The organism is Streptomyces sp. NBC_01410 (assembly GCF_045040195.1).
Lineage (GTDB): Bacteria > Actinomycetota > Actinomycetes > Streptomycetales > Streptomycetaceae > Streptomyces.
In genome coordinates this window covers 3,536,762-3,551,696 of the sequence record NZ_CP109530.1, presented here as the reverse complement: position 1 = coordinate 3,551,696, position 14,935 = coordinate 3,536,762, and the positions used below count along the sequence as shown (strand labels likewise).

Genomic DNA, 14,935 nt, shown 5'->3' with positions numbered 1-14,935 from the left:
TCAGCGGGGGACGGGGACGTGGCTGAGGATCGCGGTGATGACGGAGTCGGCGGTGACTCCTTCCATTTCCGCTTCGGGCCGCAGCTGGATCCGGTGGCGCAGGGTGGGCAGGGCCAGGGCTTTGACATCGTCGGGGATGACGTAGTCGCGGCCGGTGAGCCAAGCCCATGCGCGCGCGGTGGAGAGCAGCGCAGTGGCGCCTCGGGGAGACACACCGAGAGTGAGTGAGGGGGATTCACGGGTGGCGCGGCAGATATCGACGACATAGCCCGCGATTTCGGCGGAGACCGAGGTCTTGGCGACGGCGGCCCTGGCGGCTTCCAGGTCAGCCGGCCCGGCGACGGGGCGTACGCCTGCAGCTTCCAGGTCGCGGGGGTTGAAGCCTTCCGCGTGACGGGTCAGGACGTTGATCTCGTCCTCGCGGCTGGGAAGCGGGACCGTGAGCTTGAGCAGGAAGCGGTCCAGTTGGGCTTCCGGAAGGGGGTAAGTGCCCTCGTACTCAACGGGGTTCTGGGTCGCGGCGACGAGGAAGGGGTCGGGCAGCGGGCGGGGTGTGCCGTCGACGGTGACCTGGCGCTCCTCCATCGCCTCCAGGAGCGAGGACTGCGTCTTGGGCGGCGTGCGGTTGATCTCGTCGGCGAGGAGGAGGTTGGTGAAGACGGGGCCGGGCTGGAAGGAGAACTCCGCCGTGCGTGCGTCGTAGACAAGAGAGCCGGTCACGTCGCTGGGCATCAGGTCGGGAGTGAACTGGACACGCTTGGTGTCGAGTTCGAGGGATGCTGCGAGGGTGCGGACCAGCAGTGTCTTGGCGACGCCCGGAACTCCTTCGAGGAGGACATGGCCGCGGCAGAGCAGAGCCACGACGAGTCCGGTGACAGCGGGATCCTGGCCGACAACGGCCTTGGCGATCTCGGTGCGCAGGGCCTCCAGGGAGGTGCGGGCGCGGTCCGAGTTCTCAGCTGTCTCGGGGGTCGGGGCGCTCATGAAGTGCGTACCTCTCTTTCGAGGGCGTCGAGTTGGTCAGCCAGATGGATGAGAGCGGTGTCGTCGGCCGGAGCCGGGCCGAACAGCAGGCCGTTGAGGTCTCGTTCGCCGGTCCGGAGATGGGCCGAGACAGCTGGGAGCAGTACGTCGGGGGAGTGGGCGCCGACAGGGGGGACGCCGAGCAGCGGGGCGATACGCGTACGGGTGGCCGAGCGCAGGGCCGCGGCCGCGCGGTCGCGGGCGTTCACCTTGCGGTAGAGGCGGGCGCGGCCCTCGGTGGACTCGGAGGCGCGGATGGCGACGGGAAGCCGTTCGGTGACGAGGGGGCCCAGCCGGCGGGCGCGCCAGATCGCGGCCAGGACGGCGGCGACGGCGAGCTGGAGTGTCCCCCAGAGCCAGCCGGAGGGGATCAGATCGAGGAACGTGCTGTCGGTGTCGCCGTCGGTGCTGTCTTGTGCGGCGGAGGTGTCGCCGAGCGAAGGGAGGTACCAGACCAAATGGCTTCGGGAGCCGAGGAGTTGCAGGGCGAGGGAGGCGTTGCCGTGCTTGTCCAGGCGGTGGTTGTAGAGGATGTCGGGGGAGCCGAGCAGGACGGTGTCGCCGTTGCCGGTTTCGTCGATCCTGAGGAGTGTGGGCAGGCCGTCGCTCGGGTAGCAGCTGTCGGCGCCGGGCCTCTCGGTGGCGTACCGCTCACCGCCGAGCTCGGCGTTGCCCGCGCTGCGGGCAGCGGGGAGGGAGCACTGGGGGGTGCGTGCCGAGACGGAGGCCGTGGCCTCGCTGTGGACGCCGGGGGCCAGGGTGCCGAGCGACGCGGGTCCGGCGGCGAGGAGAACCGTGCGCCCGCCGGAGTCGGCCATCGCGTCTCGGAGCGTTTCTTGCTGAGGTTCCGTCAGCAGGTCGGGGACGGTCACGAGAAGAGTGGTGTCGGGTCCGCCGGCAGTGGCCGCCTCGTCGAGGGTGGTGACCACGCGGGTGGAGACGTCGCGGTCCTTGAGGAGTTCGGCGACGGCGCGGCTGCCGTAGCGGTCGGCGGAGCGAGGGTCGAGACGGCCGTGCTGGTCCCCGGAGCGCAGAGCGGCCATGGCGATCCCGGCTGCGACGAGGATGACAAGTGCGAGCAGCAGGCCTCGAGTTCGGGACCACACCTGGCGCTTCGTCGGGGCCATGGAGGTGGAGCTGACGGAAGCCGCGGTCATTCGGCTGCTCCCTGGGCCGCGCCGCTCAGTTGGGGCTTTGTGCGCTCCAGTTCGAGGTCGAGATCACGCAGACGCAGATATGCCAGCCGGTCGGCGGTCCGGCCGCCGTATGTGACGTCGTCGAACTCTCTGGCGGCGGCGCCCAGTCCGTCGGACTGGGCGGGGAGGGAACGTCCGGCCTCGGCGGCGGCCTCGTCCGCGGTGCGGCCGGGGCGTGGGTCGAGGAGGGTTCGCTCCTCCAGGGAGCGGACGATGGCCCGCATGCGTTCCTGGACGGCCTGGTTCCAGCGCCCGGCGGCTGCGTGGGCCCCGGCGGCTGTGCGGTGTTCGGACGCGCTGCGTGGTCTGTCGTCGAAGAGGGAGTCCGCGGAGCCGGGGGTACGCCGGGGCGTGCCCAGACGCCACCAGAGGGCGGCGATCAGGCCGACCACGACCAGGGCGACCACGAGGAGTCCGAGCGGGCCGCCGGGAGTGGCGCCGGAGGCGGAGTCGAAGAGACCGCCGACCCAGTCCCAGAAGCGGTCGAGGGCGCGCTGGAGCAGGCTCGGGTCGTTCTCGTGGTACATCGGCTTGGACAGTTCCCGCTCCGCCGCCTCCCGTGCGGGGATGCGCGGAGTGTCCACCGGTACGTCGTCGCTCGCCCGGATCAGTAGCCGCGCCGTCATCACGCCCCCCGTGGTGGACACCGCATCAGCTCCTGGAGGCGTTGTGGCCCGACGGCTCGGAGCCGTAGCCGGGGACGCCTGCGGCCCGTGCGAGTTCCAGGTCGAGAGCTTCGCGGCGGATGCGCTGGTCGACGTAGAGAAGGACCGTCACTCCGGCGGAGATCGGGTAGGTGATGGAGGACGCGATCACCGAGCCGATGCCGGTGATGATCAGGAACGGCCATCCGAAGTCGGGGCTGTTTCCGGCGAAGAGGTCGCTGAACCCGCTGCCGTCCACCGCGAACGCGATCACCGTGAACGGCACAGCGATGATCATCGAAACCAGCAGCGTCAGCAGCAGCGTGAGTACGACGATGCCGAAGGTCCGCGACCAGGCGCCCTGGACCAGTTTGGCCGAGCGGCGCAGGGAGGCGATGACACCCTGCCGCTCCAGCATCAGCGCGGGAGAAGCGAGGGCGAACCGGATCATCAGCCAGAGGACGACCCCGCAGGCCCCGAGGCCTGCGAACACGGCGAGCGCGATTCCGCCTCCGCCCCCGAGCAGCAGTCCGGGCAGAATCGCCACAGTCATGATTGCGGCACCCACCAGGGGCAACAGCAGGGTCAGGCCCAGCAGTTGAGGAATCCGGGGCCGTGCCTCCTGCCAGGCCTCGGACAGCGTCACCGGGCGGCCGAGCACGGAGCGGCTGATCACTATGGTGAGAAGTGCCGTGGTGAACAGGGTCGCGATCATGGTGATGATCAGCGCCGGGCCCATGGCGAGCAGACTGGTCTGGAGCGAGTCCACGGACTGCCTCAGGGCCTCCGAGGGCGTTGCGTCCGGGTTGACCTCGGGCGGGTCGGGCAGCAGGTAGCGCTCGACGAGGATGTTGCAGATCTGGGAGACCACCGAGACGGTGATCGTGATGCCCAGCACCGTGCGCCAGTGGGCGCGCAGTGTGGAAACAGCGCCGTCGAGGATCTCACCGACCCCCAGGGGGCGCAGCGGGATGACACCGGGCTTGGCCGCAGCCGGTGGCCTTCCCCAGCTGCCGCGCGGCTGTCCGCCCCAGCCCGGGGCGGGCGGGGGTACGGGGATGCGGTCGGCCCCCGGGGGGGTCGGCGCGGACCACCGGCCCGGAGGCGGCTGCTCGGTGGACCACTTCGAGGCGGGGCTGCTCTCTCCGGCAGGCTCGGCAGGCCGCGGAACGCCGGCGTCCTGGCCGTCGGAGGGAGCAGATCCGGGCGAGGCCCAGCCCGGAGTGTCGTTCACGGTCGTCCACCTCATGGATTGGTCGCGGGACCGGCTCGCCGAGCCGGTGCGTTCACGGTGCCTGTCCCCTTGGCGGGACGGCAGGTTGGTGGCCATCGTGCCACGCGCCGCCCGCGGGTGGGCGGGGGCCCGTATCTCCTGCGCACCTTCATTGTCGGTGGCTCACCGGGCAGACTGGGCGGATGGCTGATCAGTACGTACAAAACCCGGCTGGTACCGAGCCGCCCCCGCTTCCGGCGCTGCGGTGGGACGAGCCGCCGGAAGGGCCTGTACTGGTACTGCTCGACCAGACCCGGCTGCCCGCCGACGAGGTCGAGCTCGTCTGTACCGATGTGCCGGCCCTGGTGCAGGCGATCCAGACGCTCGCCGTGCGCGGGGCGCCGCTGCTGGGCATCGCCGGGGCCTATGGGGTGGCCCTCGCGGCCGTGCGGGGCTACGACGTGGAAGAGTCGGCCGAGCTGCTGGAACGGGCGCGGCCCACCGCGGTGAACCTGGGGTACGGCGTACGGCGTGCGGTGGCCGCGTACCGCACGGCGGCGGACAAGGGGGCGGATGCCGAGCAGGCCGCGCACGCGGCGCTCTCCACTGCCAAGGCGCTCCATCAGGAGGATGCCGAGGCCAGTGGCCGGATGGCTGAGCATGGCCTGGTGCTGCTCGACGAGCTGCTGCCGGGCGGCGGTCACCGGATCCTGACCCACTGCAACACCGGGGCGCTGGTCTCCGGCGGGGAGGGCACCGCGTTCGCCGTGGCGCTCGGGGCGCACCGCGCGGGACGGCTGCGGAGGCTGTGGGTCGACGAGACGCGACCGCTGCTGCAGGGGGCCCGGCTGACCGCCTATGAGGCGGCGCGGACCGGAATGCCGTACACATTGCTCACGGACAATGCCGCGGGGTCGCTGTTCGCGGCGGGGGAGGTTGATGCGGTATTGATCGGGGCCGACAGGATCGCCGCCGACGGGTCGGTGGCGAACAAGGTGGGGAGCTATCCGCTGGCGGTGCTGGCGAAGTACCACCATGTGCCCTTCATCGTGGTCGCGCCGACGACGACGATCGATCGGAACACACCGGACGGAGCCTCGATAGAGGTGGAGCAACGACCTGGGCAGGAGGTGACCGAGGTCACAGCGCCGCAGATCGCGGTGGCTGGGGGAGTCGGTGGTGGGCTGTCGGTCGCGCCGCTGGGAACCCAGGCGTACAACCCGGCGTTTGATGTCACACCGCCGGATCTGGTGACGGCGATCGTCACCGAGCAGGGAACATTGTCCCCGGTCACCGGGGGCGGAATTGCGGAGCTGTGGGCCAGGTCACGCCAGGTAACGATTAGCTAATGGGATGATGTCGATTATGAAGGGACGAGTCCTTGTCGTCGACGACGACACCGCACTGGCCGAGATGCTCGGGATTGTGCTGCGTGGTGAAGGTTTCGAGCCGTCGTTCGTAGCGGACGGTGACAAGGCACTGGCCGCTTTCCGTGAGGCCAAACCCGATCTTGTACTGCTGGATCTCATGCTGCCCGGACGGGACGGCATCGAGGTGTGCAGGCTGATCAGGGCAGAGTCCGGCGTGCCGATCGTGATGCTCACGGCCAAGAGCGACACCGTGGATGTGGTGGTGGGCCTGGAATCCGGGGCCGATGACTACATCGTCAAACCGTTCAAGCCGAAGGAGCTGGTCGCCCGGATCCGGGCGCGTCTGAGGAGGTCGGAGGAGCCTGCGCCGGAGCAGCTGACGATCGGGGATCTGGTCATCGATGTGGCCGGACACTCCGTGAAGCGGGAGGGGCAGTCGATCGCCCTGACTCCGCTCGAGTTCGATCTGCTGGTGGCACTCGCACGCAAGCCGTGGCAGGTGTTCACCCGCGAGGTGCTGCTGGAGCAGGTGTGGGGCTATCGCCATGCCGCCGACACCAGGCTGGTCAATGTGCACGTACAGAGGTTGCGCTCCAAGGTCGAGAAGGACCCCGAGCGTCCGGAGATCGTCGTGACCGTCCGTGGTGTCGGTTACAAGGCCGGGCCGAGCTGACATGTCCCGAGGCAGCGTTGCTCCGAAGCCCGGTGAGCCGGGAGTCCGTACGGGGCGGGCTGCCGGACCGGGGAATGAGCCCTCGCGATTCGGCCGTCTGCTCCAGGGGGGACGGCTGCCCTCGGGCAGCGCGCCGGGGGGCCCCGTTCTTCGGCTCTTGATGCGCTGGGTGCGCCGTCCGCTACTGCCCGCTGTGCGGCTGTGGCGGCGGAACATCCAGCTCAGGGTGGTGGCGAGCACGCTGCTGATGTCGCTCGGCGTGGTGGTGCTGCTGGGCTTCGTCGTCATCGGCCAGGTGCGCAACGGCCTGCTGGACGCCAAGGACAAGGCTGCCCAGAGCCAGGCGGCCGGCGGCTTCGCCGTGGCGCGCGAGAAGGCGAACCTGCTCAACGGTCCGGGAAGCGGGCGCAACGGCGCCGCCGCGGACGGCAGGACCGCGGGGAGCTCCTGGCGGTCCGATCTGGTGCAGCAGCTCTCCAGCGGCGGGCAGGGCGCGTTCCACGTGGTGGCGCTCAGCGCCGACTCCGAGGACGCGGGCCGCGGGCCGCGGACCTCGGGGAGCGTGGCCTTCGAGAGCATTCCCGAAGACCTGCGGAACGCGGTCGACCAGGGGACCGGTACGTACGAGACGTACATGCAGATCAAGTACAACAACGAGCACGAGCCCGAGCCCGGGCTGGTCGTCGGTACGCGACTCAACGACATCGAGGGCAATCCGTACGAGCTGTACTACCTCTTCCCGCTGGCGCAGGAGGAGCAGTCGCTCAACCTCGTCAGAGGAACCCTCGCCACGGCTGGGCTGTTCGTCGTCGTCCTGCTGGGAGCCATCGCCTGGCTGGTGGTGCGGCAGATCGTGACGCCTGTGCGGATGGCCGCGGGGATCGCCGAGCGGCTTTCCGCCGGCCGCCTTCAGGAGCGGATGAAGGTCACGGGCGAGGACGACATCGCCCGCCTGGGCGAGGCGTTCAACAAGATGGCGCAGAACCTCCAGCTCAAGATCCAGCAGCTGGAGGAGCTGTCCCGGATGCAGCGCCGCTTCGTGTCGGATGTGTCGCACGAGCTGCGTACGCCTCTGACGACCGTACGGATGGCGGCCGATGTCATTCATGAGGCGCGGGCCGACTTCGATCCGGTGACGGCGCGTTCGGCGGAGCTTCTCGGGGATCAGCTCGACCGTTTCGAGTCGCTGCTCTCCGATCTGCTGGAGATCAGCCGCTTCGACGCGGGTGCGGCGGCGCTGGAGGCGGAGCCGATAGATCTGCGCGAGGTGGTACGGCGGGTGATCGGCGGCGCAGAGCCTCTGGCCGAGCGCAAGGGCACCCGGATACGCGTGATCGGCGACGAGCAGCCGGTGGTCGCCGAGGCCGATGCCCGGCGTGTGGAGCGCGTGCTGCGCAACCTGGTCGTCAACGCCGTGGAGCACGGGGAGGGCCGGGACGTGGTGGTGCGGATGGCCGTCGCAGGCGGGGCCGTGGCGGTCGCCGTGCGCGACTACGGAGTGGGGCTGAAGCCGGGGGAGGCGACCCGGGTCTTCAACCGCTTCTGGCGAGCCGATCCGGCGCGGGCCCGTACGACGGGCGGCACAGGCCTCGGTCTGTCCATCGCCGTCGAGGACGCCCGGCTGCACGGCGGCTGGCTGCAGGCGTGGGGCGAGCCCGGTGGGGGCTCGCAGTTCCGGCTGACCCTGCCGCGTACGGCGGACGAGCCGCTGCGGGGTTCGCCGATACCCCTGGAGCCGGAGGATTCGCGGCAGAACCGCGAGCGCGGCGATTCCACTGCCCCGCAGACGAACGGGCACCGGCTGTCGGCCGTGCCCACGCAGCCTGTGACCGACCGCTCGGCCCTGCCCGTGCCCCCGCGTGCTCCGGTGCCGCCCCCTTCGGCCCCGGCAGGTGTGGACCCGGCGGCGCTGCCGGGCAACGGTGCGCGGGTGGTGGCACGACCGGCGGGGGAGCGGCGTGGCGACGCGGCAGCACAGGTTTCTTCGGACCGGGAGGACACGACTCGTGGGCGCTGACCCCCGACGCGACAGCCGCCGAGGCGCGCTCAAGGCTTCCGTTCTGCTCGGCTGCAGCGGTGTGCTGCTGGCGGGGTGCGCCTCGATGCCCGACAGCGGTGACATCCATGCGGTGAAGGCGTCCCAGCGTGCGGATTCGCAGGTGCGCGTGTACGCGGTGCCGCCGCGGAAGGGCGCCAGTCCGATCGAGGTCGTCACGGGCTTCCTGGAGGCGATGACCAGCGACGACACGGACTTCGCCATCGCCCGGACGTATCTGATGCCGGAGACCAGCAAAAAGTGGCGGCCGGACGCGGGCACCACGGTGCTGTCCGCCGCGCCCGGCTACGGGCAGGCCATCACCGGTGGCCGGGACAACCCGGGCGTCGACTATCCGCTCTTGGGCACGCAGATAGCCACCGTGGACCCGCAGCATGCCTATCAGGCGGTTTCTCCCACGCCGTACAGCCGGACGATTCACCTGTCCCTGCAGACCGGCCCGGAAGGCAAGGAGTGGCGGATCGACAGTCTGCCGCCGGGGCTGGTGCTCGGCGCGTCCGACTTCCGGCGCAACTACATCTCGGTCAACAAGTACTACTTCGCCTCGGGGCAGGCCTCCACGCCGGTGGCCGACCCGGTCTACATCCGCCAGCGGCTCGATCCGGTGACCCGGATGGACCCGGTCACGCAGTCGGTCAAGGCGCTGCTCGACGGTCCGACGAACTGGCTGAAGCCTGTGGTCGAGTCGCCCTTCCCGACCGGTACGACGCTGAAGAAGGGCACCAAGTCGCTGGCGTTCGACGACCGGAACGCGCTGAAGGTGCCACTCAACGAGAAGGCGTCCAATGTGGGCCGCCTGCAGTGTTCGAGGATGGCGGCGCAGATCCTGTTCACCCTGAAGGATCTGACGTCCACCAGGGTCGAGCAGGTGGAGCTGCAGCGTGCGGACGGCTCGCAGCTGTGCGTGGTCAACAGCAGCCAGGCCGAGGGGTACGCACGGGACCATGTCTCGGGCCAGTCGATGAACCAGTACTTCGTCGACAGCAAGAACCAGCTGGCGCTGCTGTCGGGCGCCGCCAAGGACATAAGCGAGCCGGAGAATGTGCTCGGCCCGTTCGGCAACGGCCGCCTGCAGATGAGCCTGGTCGGTGTGGCTCGCGACGAGCGCACCGCGGCGGCCGTCTCGAAGGACTACAGCAGCCTGTACGTGTCGTCCCTCATGGGAGACAGCGAGCTGGGCCAGCCGCTGGTCCGGAGCCACGGCGACAGCCCCGCGAACCGTCTTTCGGCGCCCAGCTGGGACGGCCGGAACGATCTGTGGGTCGCCGACCGCGATCCTCGTCATCCGGCGCTCATGCGTCTGGCGCGCGGCGCGGGTGCTCCGCAGAACGTCAAGATCATCCCGGGGCTGGACGGCGCACGGATCGAGGCGGTCAGGGTCTCGGCCGACGGTGTGCGCATCGCGCTGCTGCTGACCAAGGACGGCAGGACCACGCTGAAGATCGGGCGTGTGGAGCGCCACGGCCCCACGGCCAATCCGGTGGTCTCCGTCGCGGAACTGCGGCCCGCCGCACCACAGATGGAGACGGTCACGGCCGTTTCCTGGGCTGGGCCCAGCAGGCTCGTGGTGGTCGGCAAGGAGTCCGGCGGAGTCCAGCAGGTGCGGTACATGCAGACGGACGGCTCGAGTTCGGACACGAGCGTGCTGCCGGGTCTGAACCGCGTGAAGGCGGTCGCCGCGTCCGACGACGAGAGCAGCCCGCTGGTGGCGTACTCCGAGGACGACGGCATCGTGAAGCTGCCGCCGGGCGCGAACTGGCAGACGCTCGTCAAGAAGGGCTCGTCGCCGGTCTACCCGGGGTAGCCGGGCGAAAGACGGCGTCGGGACGGGCCTCAGCGGGCGGAAAGGGCCTCTGAGAGGCCCGGGCGGGCCTGTGGACGGCCTGCCGGGGCTGTCCCGGAGGAGTTTGTCCACAGGGGTGGCACGGCGCTTCAGCCGTGGGCACAGTGGTTGCCATGCGGGGCTGGTGGCGGGAGATCTCCGGTCTGGTGCTGCCGGTCGCCTGCGGCGGCTGCGGTACTCCTCGTACGCCGCTGTGCGAGGAGTGCGCCCGGGCGTTGTACGGCACCGCGGCGCGCAGGGCGAGGCCTGTGCCCGAGCCCGCCGGCCTGCCGGCGGTGCACGCCGCCGCTCCGTATGCCGATGCCGTGCGTGCCGTGCTGCTGGCGCACAAGGAGCGGGGCGCGCTGGGGCTGGCCCGGCCGCTGGGTGTCGCGCTCGCCGGGGCGGTGCGGGGCGCGGTGCCGTCGGCCGATCGGGGGACTGGTCCCCTGCTGCTCGTACCGGTGCCGTCGGCGCGGCGTGCGGTCCGGGCGCGGGGGCACGACGCGGCGCGGCGGATGGCGCTGGCCGCCGCGGGCGAGCTGCGGCGGACGGGGACGGAGGCCGGGGTGCTCCCCGTGCTGCGGCAGCGGCGGGAAGTGGCCGACCAGTCGGGTCTCACGGCCCGTATGCGGGTGGAGAATCTGGCGGGGGCCCTGATGGTCGCCGCCGGAGGCGGAAGGCTTCTGGAGGGCGGCAGGGTGGTCCTGGTGGACGACCTCATGACCACCGGGGCATCGCTGACCGAAGCGGCGCGGGCGCTGCGGGCGGCCTCCAGGATGCGATTTCCAGGACTTCTGCAGCTGAGCGCGGCGGTGGTCGCAGTCCCACCGCTGTCTTTCGGAAAAAACCGGAACTGACCGAGAACTTGCATCGTTGCAGGTAGTGAGAGACGAAAAGCTCCTGAATAGAGGTACGCGCTGGTAGCGGGTGCCGACACCCGTCCGAGCGAGCTATGTTCAGTTGTGAGGAATGGCGATGGCGATTGCCGTACCGCACCGAATGATGGGCCGCGCTTCGGGCCAGGGATTCGAGGAAGCCAATACCTCGAAAGTGGGTGGGGTTGGGATCTTGTCGACTGGGGAGGAGGAGGTGAAAGTCGCCAAGTCCGAGACTTCGGTGATCACCGGAGTCTGGTGCAAGAGGGAGAGGCTCCGCAGCCAGCGAGCGGACGGAGCTATCCGGGAACGGAGTTCTGCGTGGACATCGTCGTCAAGGGCCGCAAGACCGAGGTGCCCGAGCGGTTCCGCAAGCACGTGGCCGAGAAGCTGAAGCTGGAGAAGATCCAGAAGCTCGACGGCAAGGTGATCAGCCTCGACGTCGAGGTGTCCAAGGAGCACAACCCGCGGCAGGCCGACCGTTCCGACCGTGTGGAGATCACTCTGCACTCCCGAGGCCCGGTGATCCGGGCGGAGGCCGCAGCCGGCGACCCGTACGCAGCGCTCGACCTCGCCACCGGCAAGCTGGAGGCCCGGCTGCGCAAGCAGCACGAGAAGCGCCACAACCGCCGTGGAAACGGCCGGATTTCGGCCTCCGAGGTGGCCGACGTCGTCCCCGGCGTCGCCGAGTTGAACGCCAATGGCCGGCCCCTCGGCGAAGAGACGCCCCCATCCATTCCCACCACCAGGATCGGCTCGCTCGAAATCCAGGGCGAGGGACCGCTAGTGGTGCGCGAGAAGGTCCACACCGCAGCACCGATGACGCTCGACCAGGCTCTCTACGAGATGGAACTGGTCGGGCACGACTTCTACCTCTTCGTCGACTCCGAGACGAAGCAGCCCAGTGTCGTCTACCGACGGCACGCCTACGACTATGGCGTCATCCACCTGGAGACCGACCCGCTGGCCGGATCCGAGGCCGGCGGTGCCGGAGGTGCGCTCGGCGGCTGAGTGCCGCCAGGCAGGTCGGTGGTGCCCCTGGAGTGCAACGTGCGCCCCCAGGGGCACCACCGTGCGACCACAGGATCACCGCTCTGTCGTCCGGGCATGAAAGCATGGCGTCCCAGGCCAACCGATGCACTCCGTAATGACGTTGGCGGACCAGACATGATCTTCAGGCCGCGGCCTTCAGGGGGAGGAACGATGGCGGACAGCTTCGGGCCGGTTCATGACGACTCGGGCGACGCGGGTGACGCCGGCTCCACAGTCGCCGAAGGCGGCGCGGACCACGGTGGTTCCCGCAAGGAGCCCATCCGGGTTCTTGTGGTGGACGATCACGCCCTGTTCCGGCGAGGGCTGGAGATCGTCCTCGCGCAGGAGGAGGACATCCAGGTCGTGGGCGAGGCGGGCGACGGCGCCGAGGCGGTCGACAAGGCCGCTGACCTCCTGCCCGACATCGTGCTGATGGATGTGCGGATGCCCAAGCGCGGCGGCATCGAAGCCTGTACGTCCATCAAGGAGGTGGCTCCCAGCGCGAAGATCATCATGCTGACGATCAGCGACGAGGAGGCCGACCTCTACGACGCGATCAAGGCGGGCGCCACCGGCTATCTCCTCAAGGAGATCTCCACCGACGAGGTGGCCACGGCGATCCGCGCGGTGGCCGACGGGCAGTCGCAGATCAGCCCGTCCATGGCGTCCAAGCTGCTGACCGAGTTCAAGTCGATGATCCAGCGCACCGACGAGCGCAGGCTGGTGCCCGCGCCCCGGCTGACCGAGCGGGAGCTGGAAGTGCTCAAGCTGGTCGCTACAGGGATGAACAACCGGGATATCGCCAAGGAGTTGTTCATCTCCGAGAACACGGTGAAGAACCACGTCCGCAACATCCTGGAGAAGCTGCAGCTGCACTCCAGGATGGAGGCCGTGGTCTACGCGATGCGGGAGAAGATCCTCGAGATTCGGTAGTGATCACCCGGTAGTGACCACCCGGTACTGATAGCCGGTTAGTGATCACCGGTGGTGCTCACGAGACAGCCTTGACCAGGTCCGCGGTCAGCTCGGCACGGTCGACCCGTTCGATGCGTACCGCATCGCAGCCGACCCACTGAGCGGCCTCGCGCAGCGCCTGAGCCATGGGTGCCACCGCCTTCGCGCTGTCCAGCGACACCTGGCGTGCCACCAGCGTCGTGCCCTCGCGGGCCGGGTCGACGCGCCCCAGCAGCTTTCCGCCCGACAGCAACGGCATCGCGAAGTAGCCGTACACCCGCTTCGGCTTGGGGACATACGCCTCGAGGCGGTGGGTGAAGCCGAAGATCCGCTCGGCGCGTGCCCGTTCCCAGATGAGAGAGTCGAACGGTGAGAGCAGGGTCGTACGATGCCGGCCGCGCGCCTCGGAGGCGAGCGCCTGCGGGTCCGCCCAGGCGGGCTTGGACCAGCCCTCGACCGTGACCGGGACCAGCCCCGAGTCCGCCACCACGGCGTCGAACTGCTCGCCCTTGAGGCGGTGGTAGTCCGCGATGTCCGCGCGGGTGCCGACACCGAGCGACTCACCTGCGAGCCGGACGAGCCGGCGCAGGCACTCCGTGTCGTCCAGCTCGTCGTGGAGAAGATCATCGGGGATGGCCCGCTCGGCGAGGTCGTAGACCCGCTTCCAGCTGCGCCGCTCGGTGCACACCACCTCGCCGTACATCAGCGCACGCTCGACGGCGACCTTCGACGCCGACCAGTCCCACCACTCGCCGCCGTTCTTCGCGCCGCCCAACTCCGTCGCGGTGAGCGGGCCTTCGGCGCGCAGCTGCTTGATCACCGTGTCGTAGGCGCCGTCCGGAAGGTCATGGCCCCAGGGGCGGGCGCGGTAGCTGCGGCGGCGGAAGGCGAAGTGGGGCCACTCCTCGACGGGCAGAATGCAGGCGGCGTGCGACCAGTACTCGAAGCTGTGGCCCTCGGTCCAGTACGCGTCCTCGACCGTCTTGCGGCCCACCGCGCCAAGGCGGGCGTACGGAATCAGCTCGTGCGAGCGCGCCAGTACCGAGATCGTGTCCAGCTGGACGGCGCCGAGGTGACGCAGCACACCCCGCACCCCGCCGCGCCGGTCGGGCGCGCCCAGGAACCCTTGGGCGCGCAGGGCTATGCGGCGGGCTTCGTCGGCGGACAGTTCGGCGGTGGGCGGCAGCACACTGGTCATGGTCCGCACCCTAGACGGCGGCACTGACAATCGGTCCGGGCCGCAGGTCCCGGCCGCCGCACCCGGCATGCCGCCGCACCCCGCCGGCCGCCACCCGGCATGCCGTCTCCCCCCGGCGTCAGCCCCGCGGCGGCAGATACGGATGGGTGCTCGACAGCCCCAGGTCCGACGGGAGCAGCGCCCCCACCCACACATCCCTGAGCGTGTCCTTGTTCAGCAGCGCCGCCCGCAGCGACCCCTCGATCATGAAGCCCGCCTTCTCGGCGACGGCCCGCGAGCCCTCGTTGCCGACCTCCGCCCGCCACTCCAGGCGCGTCGCCCCGAGCCTGGTGAAGGCCCAGTGCGCCACGGCTCCCACGGTCTCCGCCATGATCCCGCGCCCCCGGTGCTCCTTGTCCGTCCAGAAGCCGATCTCCCAGGTGCCCGAGATAGTCCGCAGGCTGACCGCGACCGATGCCATCAGCGCACCGCCCGCGCGCGGCAGCACCGCGAAGGTGCACATCGTCCCGGAGCGCCAGCCCTCCGGGACCATCTGTCCGGTGAATTCGGCCGCATGCCGGCGCTCGTAGGGCGAAGGGACCGTCGTCCACCGCTGGATGTCGGGATCCTGGCACGCCTGATAGACCGCGTCCGTGTCGTCGCTCGTGAAGGTGCGCAGCAGCAGGCGTTCCGTGGTGAGGGTGATGGGCTCCATGAACGGATTCTGGTCATGTCCGCGTAGGGATGCGAGCACTTTTCGTACCTCACCGGCACCTTCCGTGCGTCCCGTGCGTTCTCTCTGAGGGTGACAGCAGGCCTGGCTGACGGCGGACCTCCCGACCCGGCCGGGTCCTCGCTTACGATGGCCGTTGCGGTGGGGCCCACCTGCCGTGCCCG

Annotated in this window: 13 protein-coding genes; 7 read left to right on the top strand and 6 right to left on the bottom strand. The window is 69.9% G+C overall.

The window, feature by feature from the left end:
- Genes OG741_RS16160 through OG741_RS16145 form a run of 4 tightly spaced genes read right to left on the bottom strand, consistent with a single transcriptional unit; the run spans position 1 to position 4,097 of the window.
- A complete protein-coding gene (locus OG741_RS16160; RefSeq protein ID WP_405598443.1) occupies positions 1–984 on the bottom strand; it encodes an AAA family ATPase in 984 nt (327 codons plus the stop codon).
- Positions 981–2,180, bottom strand: coding sequence for a DUF4350 domain-containing protein (locus tag OG741_RS16155; protein ID WP_405598442.1), 1,200 nt, complete (start codon positions 2,178–2,180; stop codon positions 981–983). The genes OG741_RS16160 and OG741_RS16155 overlap by 4 nt, the downstream gene beginning before the upstream one ends.
- Positions 2,177–2,866 (bottom strand): DUF4129 domain-containing protein, encoded by a 690-nt coding sequence (locus OG741_RS16150; RefSeq protein WP_405598440.1) that lies wholly within the window; start codon positions 2,864–2,866, stop codon positions 2,177–2,179. The genes OG741_RS16155 and OG741_RS16150 overlap by 4 nt, the downstream gene beginning before the upstream one ends.
- A 4-nt stretch (positions 2,867–2,870) precedes the next feature.
- Positions 2,871–4,097 carry a hypothetical protein gene (locus tag OG741_RS16145; RefSeq protein WP_405598439.1) on the bottom strand — a complete coding sequence of 409 codons (1,227 nt, stop codon included), beginning with the start codon at positions 4,095–4,097 and terminating at the stop codon, positions 2,871–2,873.
- 182 nt (positions 4,098–4,279) lie between these two features.
- Here OG741_RS16145 and mtnA point away from each other — a divergent pair, with 182 nt between their 5' ends.
- The 7 genes from mtnA to OG741_RS16110 all read left to right on the top strand — a co-directional run bounded on the left by mtnA (position 4,280) and on the right by OG741_RS16110 (position 12,840).
- Positions 4,280–5,425: an S-methyl-5-thioribose-1-phosphate isomerase gene (mtnA, locus tag OG741_RS16140; RefSeq protein ID WP_405598437.1), complete on the top strand. Its 1,146-nt coding sequence runs from the start codon at positions 4,280–4,282 to the stop codon at positions 5,423–5,425.
- 4 nt (positions 5,426–5,429) lie between these two features.
- Positions 5,430–6,119: a two-component system response regulator MtrA gene (gene mtrA / locus OG741_RS16135; protein ID WP_007448372.1), complete on the top strand. Its 690-nt coding sequence runs from the start codon at positions 5,430–5,432 to the stop codon at positions 6,117–6,119.
- A gap of 1 nt (position 6,120) precedes the next feature.
- Entirely contained in the window at positions 6,121–8,136 is a 2,016-nt protein-coding gene (gene mtrB, locus OG741_RS16130) for an MtrAB system histidine kinase MtrB (RefSeq protein ID WP_266475918.1), read from the top strand.
- On the top strand, positions 8,126–9,979 hold the full coding sequence (locus OG741_RS16125; RefSeq protein ID WP_405598434.1) for an LpqB family beta-propeller domain-containing protein: 1,854 nt from the start codon (positions 8,126–8,128) through the stop codon (positions 9,977–9,979). The genes mtrB and OG741_RS16125 overlap by 11 nt, the downstream gene beginning before the upstream one ends.
- Positions 9,980–10,131: 152 nt before the next feature.
- Positions 10,132–10,857 carry a ComF family protein gene (locus OG741_RS16120; protein ID WP_405598432.1) on the top strand — a complete coding sequence of 242 codons (726 nt, stop codon included), beginning with the start codon at positions 10,132–10,134 and terminating at the stop codon, positions 10,855–10,857.
- Positions 10,858–11,196: 339 nt separating this feature from the next.
- The gene (hpf, locus tag OG741_RS16115; RefSeq protein ID WP_266475919.1) at positions 11,197–11,886 is read left to right on the top strand and encodes a ribosome hibernation-promoting factor, HPF/YfiA family; all 690 of its coding nucleotides are present in this window, start codon (positions 11,197–11,199) and stop codon (positions 11,884–11,886) included.
- 192 nt (positions 11,887–12,078) lie between these two features.
- Complete coding sequence (locus OG741_RS16110; protein WP_328677277.1) at positions 12,079–12,840, top strand: response regulator transcription factor; 762 nt, start codon at positions 12,079–12,081, stop codon at positions 12,838–12,840.
- Positions 12,841–12,898: 58 nt separating this feature from the next.
- On the opposite strand, the gene OG741_RS16105 is transcribed toward OG741_RS16110, so the two are convergent.
- Both OG741_RS16105 and OG741_RS16100 read right to left on the bottom strand, forming a co-directional pair.
- Positions 12,899–14,059, bottom strand: coding sequence for a winged helix-turn-helix domain-containing protein (locus tag OG741_RS16105; RefSeq protein WP_405598430.1), 1,161 nt, complete (start codon positions 14,057–14,059; stop codon positions 12,899–12,901).
- A gap of 118 nt (positions 14,060–14,177) precedes the next feature.
- Entirely contained in the window at positions 14,178–14,753 is a 576-nt protein-coding gene (locus tag OG741_RS16100; RefSeq protein ID WP_405598428.1) for a GNAT family N-acetyltransferase, read from the bottom strand.
- Positions 14,754–14,935 lie beyond the last annotated feature (182 nt).